Below are 14,242 nucleotides of genomic sequence, written 5' to 3'. Positions count from 1 at the left end.
AAGTATGAAAAAAAATCTACTTAATGGTCCCTCATGCCATTATGTGAATGTCAAGCAAATTGATAGAACTATGCGACTGACGCTACTTGCTGTTTTTCTATTTTGCATGCAGTTGTCTGCCAAAGTATATTCACAGAAAGACATAAAGCTTTCGCTGAATGTTAAAGAAGTAAGACTCTCCAACGCACTTGAAAAGATCGAATCGGCCACCGGCTGCCGCTTTTTTTATAACTCGAAGGAAGCCGGGCTGCGCAGGACCGTGTCTTACCGTACAAATGGCGACCAGAAACTGACCGACGTGCTCACTGCGCTGCTGGCCGCTTCCAACCTGAATTACAAGATATTGTCAGACAGCGTGATCGCCATCACTGCCTCTCCGGATATGAAGTTCCTGACCGTAAAAGGTGTGGTGAAAGACAATAAAGGTACTTTCCTCCCCGGTGTGACGATCATCGTTAAAGGCACCTCCTCCGGTACGGTCACAAACCCGGACGGCCGCTTTGAGATCAATGCGCCGGAAGACGCGGTGCTGATGGTTTCCTATGTTGGTTTCCAGATGCGCGAAATACCGGTGAACGGGCATACCCTGCTCGATATTGTACTGGAAGAAGAGTTGAAAGGCCTCAGCGAAGTGATCGTAGTAGGTTACGGCACACAGAAAAAAGCATCCACTACCGCCGCCGTGTCCACGTTAAAAGGGCAGGAGATCGCCCGTAATCCCGTGGCGAATATCAATAACAGCATCGCGGGCAGGGTGTCCGGCATCCTGGCCTTCCAGGGCAGCGGAGAGCCCGGCGCGGATGCCGCTACCATCAGGGTCAGGGGCGTAGGCACCACCGGTTCCCGGAATGGCGCGCTCACCATTGTGGATGGCGTACCGCGTCCTTTTTCGCAGATCAATCCCAACGAAATTGAAAGCATTTCCGTGCTGAAAGACGCCGCCGCCATTGCGCCTTACGGCCTGGCCGGGGCAAACGGTGTGGTGCTCATCACTACCAAACGTGGCAAACAGGGCAAAGTAGAGCTTGGCTTTGATACCTGGTACGGCATACAAAGGCCCACCCAGTACCCGAAATACCTGGATTCCTACGGCTTTGCCAGCACGCTGAACGCGGCCAACAAAAACGCCGGACTGGCGCCCGCTTATACGGACGAACAATTGCAGAAATATAAAGACGGCTCCGACCCCGACCATTATCCGAACAGCAACTGGCTCAGGGACGTGATCGATTTTAATGCGCCCATGACCTCGCAGAACCTCACGTTCTCCGGCGGCTCGGACAAGATCCGTTTCTTCAGCTCGCTCGGCCACCTCTACCAGCAGGGCTCCGTGGATGTGATCAAATACCGCCGCTACAACCTCGCCTCGAATGTGGACGTGAACGCCACCAAAACCACCGTGGTATCGCTGGACGTAAAAGGCACGCTGGAAGTAACGGACAATCCCGGTTCCACGAGCGGCACCGGCATTTACACCTCCGTTACCAAAAATCCCCCGCTGCTGCTCAACCAGCTGAAATTCAGCAACGGCCTGCCCGGCAACGGCCTGCTGCCTTCCATCTACGAAAGCGGTTACAACAGGAGAAAAGGCAATATGCTGTTCACACAACTCTCTATCGAGCAGCAGCTGCCTTTTGTGCCGGGCCTCTCGCTGAAGGCCGTGGGCGCCTACGACAAAAACTATAATACCAGCAAACAATGGCAGCTGCCTTATAGCATCTGGTCGCTGAACGCGCAGGATGAATTCGTGGAAACCAAAGCCGGCGTGCCTTCACCGCAGCTGAACCAGGACTTCGACGAATCTGTGAATACCACGCTGCAGGGGTACATCATTTACAAACGTACTTTCGGTAAACATAATATCAACGCACTGGGTGTGGCCGAGCTCCGCCAGGGTGATAACAATACCTTCGGCGCTTCCCGCCTGAACTACCAGGTGACGCTGGATGAACTGTCGCTGGGCAGCTCTTCCAAAGCGGACCTGGACAACAACGGTTCCTCCGGATCTTTCAAACAACTCGGTTTTGTGTACAGGTTTGGTTATGACTACGCTTCGAAATACCTCGTGGAACTTTCCGGCCGTTACGACGGGCATTATTTTTTCGCACCGGGCAAACGGTTCGCGTTTTTCCCCGCCTTTTCACTGGGCTGGAGACTGTCTGAAGAACATTTCATCAAAGACAATTACAAGTGGATCGACAACCTGAAACTGCGCGCCTCCTACGGCATCTCGGGCAACCTGGCGGGCTCGCCCTTCCAATATCTGAGCAGCTACGGGCTGAACAGCAGCTATGGTTTTGGCGGTACGCAGTTCTCACAGGTACAGGGCGTATTCGAAAGAGCTGAGTCCAATCCCAACATCACCTGGGAAACGGCGAAAAAGGCGGACATCGGTATCGAGGGCATGTTCCTGCAGGGCAGGATCGGCGTGGAGCTGGACTTCTTCAAAGAACGCCGTTCGGACATGCTGGTGGCGCCTACCGCGGTAGTACCCGTGGAATACGGTATCGGCATTTCGCAGGTGAACGCGGGCATTATGGACAACAAGGGGCTGGACTTCTCCATCAATACGACCAATACGCTCCGCAACGGTATCACCATCGGCGGCGGTATCAACTTCTCCTACGCCAAAAACACGCTGGTGGAAACGTTTGAGAACACCGCCACCAAAAACAACCCTAACAGGAGCCGCACCGGCCGGCCGCTGGATACACAGTTCGGCCTGCGGGCCATCGGTTTCTTCCAGTCGCAGGAAGAGATAGACGCGGCGCCCAAACAGTTCGGCACCCTGCGCCCCGGCGATATCCGCTACGAGGACGTGAACGGGGATAAAAAGATCACGGACGACGACCAGGTGGTGATCGGCGATCCCGCCTTTCCGCAGGTGATCTTTGGCATCAACCTGAACGCCGGCTGGAAAGGCATAGATCTCAGCATGCTGTGGCAGGGCGCTACACAAAGCAGTTTCCAGCTCACTAACGAAGCATCGCTGCCTTTTTTCAACGGCGCAAAAATATTCGAAGAGCAGCTGGATTACTGGACGCCTGAGAACAGGAACGCCAAATACCCGGTGATCATGCCTTCGCCCAGTACGAACAGCCAGCAGGTATCTTCTTTCTGGCAGAAAGACGGGTCTTATATCAGGCTGAAAAATATCGAGCTGGGGTATTCATTGCCCCAGGCCGTGATGAAAAGGATGAGAATGTCCAACCTCAGGCTGTATGCCGCCGCGCAGAACCTGCTCACTTTCTCCGGTGAAAAATACCTCGATCCGGAGATAGGCGTAAGCAGCGCCAGCAAAAGAGCCCGTTATTATTTCCAGCAGAAGGTGTTCTCCTTCGGTTTAAATGTCAATTTCTAACCCAGCAAACGTACAACGATGAAACTCAGGAAACTTCTTTATATAGCAGGCTGCTGCATCATGCTGGCCTCCTGCGACGACTCACTGGATATTGAACCGACAGACCAGCTCACCGACGCGTCCGTATGGAAGACACCCACAAACGCGGGGCTGTTCCTCAACGATATTTACAACAACCTGAACCCCGGCCCGCAAAGCACGGTGTTCACCAACGTACCCTCCGAGATCAGCAACGACCCGCTGGATAATTTCTCGGACAACAGCATCAGCGGCCCGCTGGCGGGCATCCCGTCTTACGAGAATTTCGCGCAGGGCTCCTATGGCCCCTCCACGCCGATCTTCACGCCGCATTGGAAAAACATGTACACGAACATCCGGAAGTGCAACGTGTTCATCAAAAACGTATCCGCTTCAAACTTCGATGACGCGACCAAAAAAGGTATGCTGGCACAGGCAAAGTTCCTGCGCGCCTATTTTTACAAATCCCTGATGGACATCTACGGCGGCGTGCCCATCATCACCATTCCTTTGAACCAGGCGGAACAGGGCGATGCCATCTTTAATCCCCGCAACACCTGGGATGAATGTGTGGCATTTATCCAGAAAGAGTGTGAAGAGGCTGCTGCGGACCTTCCGCTGAAGGTAGCGGCCAAAGATGCCGGCCGTGCCACCAAAGGCGCCGCATGGGCTTTAAAAGGTGAAACGGAACTGTACGCCTCCAAATGGGCGGACGCTGCCGCGACCAACAAAAAGATCATGGAAGCAGGCGTCGGGTACGACCTCTATTCCGACTACGGCGCGCTGTTCCTGCCCGCCAATGAAAACAATGTGGAAGTGATCTTCGACATCCAGTACGCGGCGAACATCAAAGGCAATATCAAAGAGAAATACTGGAACCCGGTAAAGGTATCGGACGGCGGCGGCTGGGGCGCCGTGAACCCCACGCAGAACCTCGTAGACGACTACGAATTCCTGGATGGCAAGACCGAAGCGGAAGGCTCCGCGATGTACGATCCCGAGCACCCTTACGACAACCGCGACAAACGTTTTGCCGCTACGATCATTTACGACGGCTCCCCCTGGAAAAGCGGGATCATTTACACCCGCCTGGGCGTGGCAAACAATCCTAACGAGCTGGACGCTTCCGGCGCGGGTGGTAAAGGCCGCACCGGATATTTTATGAAAAAAGCGGTGGACCCAGGCGTAGTGCCCGGCAACAGCAGCGGCGGCAACTCCATCATCTGGCGTTACGCGGAAGTGCTCCTGAACTATGCCGAAGCGCAGAACGAAGCCGTGGGCCCGGACGAGACCGTATATGCCGCCATGAAAAAAGTGCGGTTCAGGGCCGGCCTGCCCGAGCTGCCCGCGAACCTTACCAAAGAAGAGATGCGCGCGCGCATCCGCAGGGAAAGGAGAGTGGAACTGGCTTTTGAAGGCAAACGATTCTCGGACATCCGCCGCTGGAAAACAGCCGAAACCATTTTCGCGCAACCGCTCCGCGCCATGAAGATCACCGTCGTGGGCGGCAAACCGGTATATGAAAAAGTAAACGCAGGCGGCGGAAAGATCGCCTTCGATAAATCCAAAAACTACCTGATGCCCATCCCGCAAAGCGTCATTGCACAAAACCCGAAGATCCTGCAGAACGATAATTACTGATGACTGAAAACCACTATTCATTAACCTCCAAAGTTTGTTTTATGAAACTATCCGCGACTATCGTGGCGGCCATCAGCATGGCCATCCTCGGTGCGTACTCATGCAAAAAGATGAGTGAAAAACTGGAAAAAGAAGTACTGGACGGCAAACGCTCCGGCGTGTCATCCATCCAGGCCGTGATCCCCTACAACTGGGGCAGCGTGGCGATCGGCGGCGGCGGGTACATCACCGGCCTGGCTATCCACCCGAACACGGCCAATCGTATGTATGCCCGTACGGACGTAGGCGGCGCCTACCGCTGGGACGGTACGAACCAGCGCTGGATCCCCATCCTGGACGGTATCAGCACTATCAGGGTGGATGGTATGGCACTGGATGCCAACGCGCCCAACAGGGTGTACCTCGCCCTGAACGACGGTGTGTACCGGTCGGACGATCAGGGTGGCAACTGGACCAAACTGATGTCCACCACCTACGACGGCAATGGCGATCTCCGCTGGATAGGCGAATGCCTGAGCGTAGATTCGCTCACCAGCACGGTGGTGTACGCGGGCACACGCACAGATGGCCTGTACCGCAGTACAAACACCGGCGCGGCCTGGACGAAGATCACCTCCGTGCCCAATGGCACCAAAGGCGTGCGTACCGTGGTAACGGACCCGTCCACCGCGGTTAGCGGGCGCTCTGCGAAAGTATACGCAGGCGTACCCGGCACCGGCATTTACCGCAGCACCGACGGTGGCACCACCTTCACCGCCATGGCCGGCGCGCCCACCTCGCCCAACCGCATGGTGGTAATGGGCGGTAAACTGTATGTGGCGCACTCCACCGGCGTAACCGTATGGAACGGCAGCACCTGGACGGACATCACCCCTGCGGGCGGCACCAACAAAAACTATTGCGGCATCGCGGTAGAAACGTATGATCATAATAAAATCGCTGTAAGCCAGCGCTACTCTTCTTTTAATAATCCGCTCTACCGCTCTGCAAACGGCGGTACGAGCTGGGAACAGATGAACACTGCGGCCCTTCCCATCGTAAAAACACTGGAGGCTCCCTGGTGGCCCAGCGGCTGGTTTTCCAGCGCCACCTCATGCCTGGCCTTTGATCCATTGCACCACGGAGACCTTTATTATTCCGACTGGTTCGGCGTATGGTTTAGTTCCAATGCATGGGCAACCGGCTCTGTAGCTTTCACTACCCGTATCAAAGGCGATGAGGAAACGGTAGTGCTCACACTCGCTTCCGCTCCGGGCGGAGTGCCCCTGTACTCAGGCGTGGCGGATGTATTCGGCTTCAGGCACGACAACGTGGATGTGTATCCTTCCGCGAGATTGTACAACATCAACGAAGGTTTCAGCATCTCCTACTGCGAAACGCAACCGGCGAACATTGCCATCCTGGGTGCTTCCGGCAATGACGGCACCGGCACCATCCTGGCAACGTCTTCGAACAGCGGTACCTCCTGGACCACGCGCACCCTGCCTTCCGGCGTGAAGCTGGGCCGCATCTGCATCTCTTCCACCAATCCTGACAAGATGGTGTACATCGCGGGCGGCAGCCCCGGCGGCGGCGTGTATTACAGCACGAACCGCGGCAGCAGCTGGGCGGCTTCAACGGGCGCGCCCACCGGCGCGGTAAACGCCATCGATGTGTGGAGCAAAGACTTTTCCATCACAGCGGATTGTGTGGACGGCAACAAGTTTTACATCTACAAAACCGGTTTCCTCTACGCCAGTACAGACGGCGGCGCCACCTGGTCGCAGCAGAACGCCACGGCCATCCCGAACAAAAATTCCTACCTGTTCGTAGCCGCAAGGCCGGGCACAGCGAATGAAGTATGGGTGAGCCTGGACGGGAACGGTTTGTACAAAACCACTAACGGCGGCACTACCTTTACCAAAGTAACCGCGCTCACCACCTGCACGGCCTTTGCCTGGGGCGCACCGGCCAGCGGCGGCAGCACACCCACTTTGTTCGCCTACGGCACCGTCGGCGGCATCAAAGGGCTGTACCGCTCCACCAATCTCGGCGCGGGCTGGGACCAGATCGATAACGGCACACAGAAATTCCCGGCGGGCGTGAAAGCGCTGGCAGGGGACAGGACCGTGTTCGGGAAAGTGTACGTAGGCACGGGCGGCCGCGGAGTGTTATACGGACAACCATAAACCATGCATAAAAAAAGATTATTATTCAGCGGATCCTGTATCATTTTGCTGGCCGGGCTGTGCTTTTCAGGCACGCCCGCCGGCAAAACGGTTTCAGAAAAGCCCAACATCATCCTCATACTGGCGGACGATATGGGGTATGGGGACCTGGGCTGCTATGGCCAGCAAATGATACACACGCCAAACATCGATGCGCTTGCCCGCGGCGGCATGCGGTTCACTTCCCACTATACGGGCAGTACAGTATGCGCGCCCTCGCGGGAAGCTATGCTCACCGGTAAACATACCGGCCACACCGCGATACGCGGCAACTTCCTGACGGATCAGCAGGAAGACCCGCCCATGCCATCGGAAAAGGTGACGGTAGCCGAGCTGCTGAAAAGCGCCGGGTATCATACCGGCCTCGTCGGCAAATGGGGGCTGGGAGGGGAGCAGCACGGACCTGAAAAGCAGGGCTTCGATTACAGTTATGGATACCTGGACCAGATCCAGGCGCATAACTATTACCCGCCCTTCCTGTACGAGAACGGCCGGAAAATAATGCTGCCGGAAAACGCCGATGGAAAAGAAGGCGCATACAGCCACCACTTGTTCGTACAAAAAACGATGCAGTTCCTGGGCAACACCAAAAAGGACGAACCGTTTTTCCTGTACCTGCCTTACACGATCCCGCATGGCAAACACGTGATCCCGGACAATTCAGCGTATGCGGATAAAAACTGGCCGGAGCAGATGAAAAACTACGCCGCCATGATCTCCCTGCTGGACGCGGACATTGGCCGCATCCTGCAAACGCTGAAAGAAAAAGGCCTGGACAAAAACACGCTTATCATCTTTACCAGCGACAACGGCGCCAATCCCGCTTTCGGGAAATTCTTCAAAAGCAACGGCGCTTCACGGGGACAAAAGACCAGCCTGTACGAAGGCGGCATACGCGGCCCGCTGATCGCGAACTGGGCCGGGAAGATCGAACCGGGCACCCTGTCCGCACAGCCTACCGCCGCCTGGGACCTGCTGCCCTCTATCTGCGAAGCGGCCGGCATCAAAGCGCCCGCCGGTTTAGACGGCATCTCGCTGTACAACAACTGGACGGGGAAACCCGGGCAGAAAGAACGTCCGTATCTTTACTGGGAGTTTTACACCTACAATTACGACTGGGCCAAACCTGGCGCCACGCTGCCGAGGAACTGGCTGGACTGCCGCGCTGTAAGGATGGGCAAATGGAAGGCCGTCATCAAAAGTATGCCCGACGGGAAAATAAATCCACCTGAGCTATACGACCTATCAACGGATGCATCGGAAACCACGGACGTAGCCGCCGCCAATCCCGGAACGGTTAAGCAGGTGGAAGAGATACTGAAAAAAGCCACAGTAGCGGATGCATCGTATTTTCCATATAAAAAATAATGAACAGACATGTTGAAGAGTAAATACATTATACCGGTACTTTTCCTGCTGATGCAGGCCATGATATTTGGTTTCCGCCAGCCCGCGCAGCTGCATACCATCCATACCGGCAACGCAGGGGAGATCAAAGACTTCTTTAAATACACGCCGGACCGCCTGCCTTTCGTGAGCGCTCACCGCGGCGGCCCGCGTAAAGGGTTTCCGGAAAACTGTATCGCAACGTTTGAGAACACCCTTTCTCATTGCCCGGCCACGCTGGAGATAGACCCGCGTTTTACCAAAGACGGGAAGATCGTGCTGATGCATGACCCCAACCTGGAACGCACTACGAACGGCACCGGCAGAGTCGTGGACCATACGCTGGCCGAGCTGAAAAAACTTCGCCTGAAAGACACGGAAGGCAATCTGACCAACTTCACGATCCCCACGCTGGATGAAGCGTTGGAATGGGCGAAGGGCAAAACCATCCTCGTGATCGACGCGAAGGATGTACCTATCGATGTGCGGGCGGGCAAAGTGGTGGAGCATAAAGCGGAAGGCAGCGCGATCATTATCGCGTACTCCATCGAAGATATCCAGAAATGTTACAAAGTGAGCAAAGACATCGTGATGGAAGTAATGGCGGCCAAACCGGAGCAGATCGCGGAGCTGGACAAATGCGGCGTGCCCTGGGAAAATATGATCGGTTTTGTGAGCCATGATATGCCACAGGACAAAAACATGTTCAGCGAGATACACAAACGCGGAGCGATGTGCATTTTGGGCAGCTCCCGCAATATCGACCGGCAGTTTATGAACGGCAAGATCACCGCGGCGGAGCTGGAAGCGGGTTATCTGAACCTGGTGAGGCAGGGCGCGGATGTGATCGAAGCGGACCTTGGCATTGAATCGGGCGCGGCGCTCAGTTCCCTGCAGCAGGCGGCTTCTTCCAAGGCGAAGTATTTCAGGAAATAAATTTGAATGTGCACGACCGGGGAGCTGTGAGGTTTCCCCGGTTTTTTTATTACTTTCAGCCCATAAAATCTCTATACACCTATGGGCACCTGGCTGCATTTATTTGTAAAACACGACAATCATCAGGAAGTAGCTTCGTTTTTGAAAGAGCTTGCCGGTACCGGCGAAGCGGAGCCATGCGGCGATAAAGAACTGGATAATTGTTATTCGCTGATATTGGAAGATGAACAGGCATTGCCCAGCTATTTGGTAACGGAGGATATGAAAAACGGCTGGGTGCGCGTACACCTTAATTCCTTCTCCAAACTACCTGATTGGGTCAAAATGATGTCTGCTCAATTTCGGACACAGGCCTTGCAAATAATCGGGCAGAGCACATCTGACTATTATTACCTGCTGCTTTTTGAAGATGGCGTATTCAGGCGGGAGCTGGAAGGATTTGGCGATAATCCTGAAGAATACATCGACCGCGGCGAATTGTTCCCTTTTGAAAGCGCGTTTTTCCCCGGTGAGGATGAATATGGATTCGCAAACGTGCGGTTCGGTCAGAGCGACCTGGAGAATTTCTGTAATGGGCTTGGTTTTGAGCTCTTCAGTGATCCGGTGGACAGGAATTATTATCTCGTAAAACAGGACGTGATCGGCAAAACTTTAACTGAAAAATGGGAAGGGGTTGATTTAAATATTTCCGAAATGACATTTCCGGAAGCAGGATCGCAACAGGCCTCCGGAGCAAAACGGCCCTGGTGGAAATTCTGGTAGAACTCAGACCTCCAGGCTGAAACCCTTACTCCCCATCATTTTCCCGTTCACGATGATCTCCAGCAGGTGTTTGCCCGCGTAATGTTTCCGCGTGGTCAGGTCCTGGAATAACTGCTTTTTGCTGACATCGATCGTTTCCCCCGGTTGCAGGGTCACTTCTTTCAGCTTGAACACTTTTTTCGATAGAGCGCCGGAGGATTTTGCGTAATGCACGGCGTAGTCGATCACGAGTTTCTGCGGGGCATCGCTTTCACTGGCCAGCCGGAAACTGAATTGCAGCGTTTCCCCCAGCCGCAGCGCGGTTTTATCGATAGAAAACTTTTGCAGCTTCACTTTTACATCTTCCCCGAACCCGAAGATCATCAGCGCGTCTTTGTCACCTTTTTTGATCAGGGTGCGGATGGCGTGTTTGATGATCCAGGCGGTATGCTGGTGGTTTTTGTCCCAGGCTTTCACCAGTTGCAGCATATATGCCGTATTGTCTTTGGAATGATCGTTCAGGTGATTGGCCACGGATTTGCGCACGTACAGCTCGTTGTCCGCATTCAGTTTCTCCAGGATGGGTTGTGTAAGCGTTGGTTTTTTGATGATCTCATCCAGCTTAAAAGACCAGGGCAGCCTGGGCCTGCTGCCTTCTGAGGCGAGCCTCCTGACGTGAGGGTTTTTATCTTCCGCCCATTTGTTCATCACTTTCAGCGTTTTACTGAGGTCCGTTTTCAGGAACTCGCGGATAGCAAATTCGGAAGAGCCAAGTTGGGTGAAGTGTTTGAGCGCTTCCATGGAAAGGTCGAAATCAGCTTTACCGTAAAGGGCTACAAAATCGGGGAGCACCAGGGCGGTGTAGCCGGTCTGAAGGGAAGGAGCGGCTTTGTAGATGATCGTGATGGCTTTTTGAAAATCTTCCGGCAAGTGTTTATGCAGCACCACGGAAGTATTTCTCAGCCTGCCGTTCAGGGAAAGCCCTTCCATGTCGCGGGTGACGTCTTTTACAAATGCGCCGGTATTAAAATTCCTGTCCGCTTCGCCAAACGCTTTTGCAAAATGCCGGTAAAACTCTTTGTTGAACATTTCCTTCAGTGGGTCCATGCGGGCAAAATTAAAGAAAATCCTGTTTGTTGCTTTTATTCAAGCCAACTACTTGAATTCATGAATTTATCTGGTATTTTAGGAGTTATAATGAAACGGCAAAAATGGATCTAAAGAATATAACGAATGTAATTTCGATGGGGAGCGATGAATGGCGCCTGGCAAAACCCCGCAGGGGGAGAAAGTTTAGATATATTACAGGAGTATTGATCTTTGCGGCCATAGGCTTTTCGTATTTGTTTACGAATGGCTTCACTGTTGAAGGGTTTTGGACAAGCACACGAAATATTTCGATTCCGGCAACGATTATTCTTTTTATCTGGTTGTACAAATTATGGAGGTATAAACAGGACGTTGATATTTCTATTCAGCGGAAGGGTGAGATTGAATACGATATAAACGGGAGAGCGTACTCCTTAGACCCGGCAGTATATTTTATCAGGGTTAGTGTATATAGTAATTCGTGGGGAAGAGCCATATATGGGATTTATGTTTCAGGGGAAAATAATAAGATATTTATAGTACGGGACCTCGGTGAAGACGAGTCTAAACATATCGCTGGAAGTTTGTCTTATTTTACTAAGCTGGAGATCCGTGAATTCAGGTAAATGGATGCCTGGCTTTTCACAGGTCCTTGTGATTATCCGACATTAATTCAGATCACGAATGATAGCATATGGATCAGCAAATTATAAACCGCATCATCGAAAAATGTAAGGGGAAAAATATCGTTGATGCCCTGGCAGAGATGCCAGGGGCTGATTTTAACTCCCTGCTGCTGGAAGTGTTCAACCGCCGCTCGGCCGCCCTTACTGCGCCGGGCCTGCTGAGCCTGTACAAACAGAACCGTTTCGTGAAACCCTCGGATATGGATGCCGTGGCATTGACGGAAATACAGCTGGCTGCGCTCCGTGTGCTGGAAGGTGTACATTTTAAAGCAATGATCTTATCGCCGGTGGCCCAGCTGGGCAGTTGCTCCGTGCTGGGTACCGTAAACCAGGAAAAGGTTATGAGCGCCACGAGAGGAGCGGAGGTATTGGCGGACGCTACGAATGCGCTCGCGCTGCACATCGCGGAGCACAAACAGCAGGGCTTCACTTCGGACATGGATCTTTGTACGGTGCAGCGCCACATCCGCACGCAACCGCCGCTCTCCAAAGCTTTTACCCCGCATTTTACGATCGCCTGCCTGGTGTCCGCCGGTACGGACAGCGGCGGTTACCGCTTCGAATGCGAAAGCATGTATAAACATACCCTGGCATGGCAGGCCCTGCTGAAAGAGGTGTATGGCATCGGCGAAATGCACCTGCGTTTTAAACGCCGTGAAGGATATACGGACGGCCAGGGCCTTGTGGAAACCATTACCCGGTATTTGACGGAACGGCTCCCCGGACTGCAAGTCGAAGCCATTGAGGACAACATGGAAAACAACTACTATTCCGGCCTGCAATTCAAAGTCGTGATCCGGGTAAAAGAGCAGGAATGGGAGATCGCGGACGGCGGCTTCACCACCTGGACACAACAATTACTCGGTAACAGGAAGGAACGTTTGCTGATCTCGGGGTTTGGATTGGAATTATTGAAGAGGGTAATGGAATAATCGCTGGCTTTACAGCAGTTTTGTTTGCCGGTCTGCTTCATAAACGTCAGTAGCGCCAGGGTATACTTGTTGCACTTAGCTCCACATTTCAAATGGCATGGTTTTTCGCGGAGATTTGTGGACCAATAACCTAACATATGGCCAGGCAAATCTTAAATAAATCAATTAAAGTTGACGGCATTGATATTTTCTACAGGGAGGCCGGAGACAGAAAAAATCCAGCACTATTGCTTTTGCATGGATTCCCCACCTCATCGGTCATGTTTAAAAACCTGATGACCGCCCTGTCCGACCGGTTTTACCTGGTTGCCCCTGATTTTCCCGGATTTGGGTTCAGTGCTTTCCCGGATAAAGATAAGTTTGAATATACTTTCAGGAATATAGCCGTGTACATGGACAAATTTACGGATGCGATAGGCCTGAAGCGCTTTTCTATTTATCTCCATGACTATGGATGCCCTATTGGCCTGAGGATGTGTATCAACCATCCCGAAAAGATAGAGAAGCTAATTTTCCAGAACGGTAATGCATACGATGAAGGTATTGGCCCGGAATGGGATGAATATAAAGACTATTGGCAAAATCCCTCTCCCGAAAAAAAGGAAAAACTGACCGGGTTCTTAAGTGAAGAAGGCGTCAGGTCGCAATATACAGCGGGATTACCCGAGGAATTACTGCCCGCGGTCAGCCCGGAATTGTGGATGATTGACTGGGATCTTATGAAGCGGCCGGGTAATATTGATATGCAGTGGGAACTGAATTGTGATTTTGCGGATAACCTCAGGATGTTCCCTGCCTTCCAGGACTATTTCCGTACTTACCAGCCTCCGGCCCTGGTTATCTGGGGCAAATATGACGTGTTTTTTAACATAAAAGAAGCTGCTTGTTATAAGAAAGACTTACCGGATGTCCAGACCTATATCATTGATGGTGGCCATTGGGCACTGGAGACAAATTTTGATGAGGTATTAAAGCTGATTACTGATTTTTTATGAGCCTCCCGGTACTATTTTAACACTAAAATTCTCTGCAATGAAAGTGCAGAGGTTTGGAATCCGGACTAACGTCCTGCTTCGATGCTGAACCTCCACATTAGTGCTCCAAGCTGGCGCAAAGTCCGTCATTGCGTATTCTAAGATAAAGAGACTACCAAAAAAAAATTCAGGCCGCTGCTAAATAGTTCTTATCAAAAGGCGTTTGGCGTTTTATGACAGCAAACATTCTGTAAATGAGTTTATTACGGAC

Annotated in this window: 10 protein-coding genes; 9 read left to right on the top strand and 1 reads right to left on the bottom strand. The window is 52.8% G+C overall.

The window, feature by feature from the left end; translation table 11 throughout:
* The first annotated feature begins 70 nt into the window (after window positions 1–70).
* From EG028_RS05800 to EG028_RS05775, 6 genes are all read left to right on the top strand, one after another.
* A complete protein-coding gene (locus EG028_RS05800) occupies window positions 71–3,361 on the top strand; it encodes a SusC/RagA family TonB-linked outer membrane protein (RefSeq protein ID WP_221198098.1) in 3,291 nt (1,096 codons plus the stop codon).
* Window positions 3,362–3,379: 18 nt separating this feature from the next.
* Complete coding sequence (locus tag EG028_RS05795; protein WP_120514632.1) at window positions 3,380–5,020, top strand: RagB/SusD family nutrient uptake outer membrane protein; 1,641 nt, start codon at window positions 3,380–3,382, stop codon at window positions 5,018–5,020.
* A gap of 41 nt (window positions 5,021–5,061) precedes the next feature.
* Entirely contained in the window at window positions 5,062–7,188 is a 2,127-nt protein-coding gene (locus tag EG028_RS05790) for a WD40/YVTN/BNR-like repeat-containing protein (RefSeq protein ID WP_123864581.1), read from the top strand.
* 3 nt (window positions 7,189–7,191) lie between these two features.
* Window positions 7,192–8,595, top strand: coding sequence for an arylsulfatase (locus EG028_RS05785; RefSeq protein WP_120514630.1), 1,404 nt, complete (start codon window positions 7,192–7,194; stop codon window positions 8,593–8,595).
* 9 nt (window positions 8,596–8,604) lie between these two features.
* Complete coding sequence (locus EG028_RS05780) at window positions 8,605–9,549, top strand: glycerophosphodiester phosphodiesterase family protein (RefSeq protein ID WP_120514629.1); 945 nt, start codon at window positions 8,605–8,607, stop codon at window positions 9,547–9,549.
* 81 nt (window positions 9,550–9,630) lie between these two features.
* A complete protein-coding gene (locus EG028_RS05775; RefSeq protein WP_120514628.1) occupies window positions 9,631–10,311 on the top strand; it encodes a hypothetical protein in 681 nt (226 codons plus the stop codon).
* Between the two features lie 3 nt (window positions 10,312–10,314).
* On the opposite strand, the gene EG028_RS05770 is transcribed toward EG028_RS05775, so the two are convergent.
* On the bottom strand, window positions 10,315–11,397 hold the full coding sequence (locus tag EG028_RS05770) for a DNA alkylation repair protein (protein ID WP_120514627.1): 1,083 nt from the start codon (window positions 11,395–11,397) through the stop codon (window positions 10,315–10,317).
* 104 nt (window positions 11,398–11,501) lie between these two features.
* On the opposite strand from EG028_RS05770, the gene EG028_RS05765 reads away from it, so the two are divergent.
* From EG028_RS05765 to EG028_RS05755, 3 genes are all read left to right on the top strand, one after another.
* Window positions 11,502–12,005, top strand: coding sequence for a hypothetical protein (locus EG028_RS05765; RefSeq protein WP_120514626.1), 504 nt, complete (start codon window positions 11,502–11,504; stop codon window positions 12,003–12,005).
* A 68-nt stretch (window positions 12,006–12,073) separates the two neighbouring features.
* Window positions 12,074–12,997, top strand: coding sequence for a hypothetical protein (locus EG028_RS05760; protein WP_120514625.1), 924 nt, complete (start codon window positions 12,074–12,076; stop codon window positions 12,995–12,997).
* Window positions 12,998–13,134: 137 nt separating this feature from the next.
* Window positions 13,135–13,992, top strand: a complete 858-nt coding sequence (locus EG028_RS05755) for an alpha/beta fold hydrolase (RefSeq protein WP_120514624.1) — start codon at window positions 13,135–13,137, stop codon at window positions 13,990–13,992.
* Window positions 13,993–14,242 lie beyond the last annotated feature (250 nt).

The sequence above is a fragment of the Chitinophaga barathri genome, assembly GCF_003807585.1.
Classification (GTDB): Bacteria; Bacteroidota; Bacteroidia; order Chitinophagales; family Chitinophagaceae; genus Chitinophaga; species Chitinophaga barathri.
This window is presented reverse-complemented; position numbering and strand designations above follow the sequence as displayed.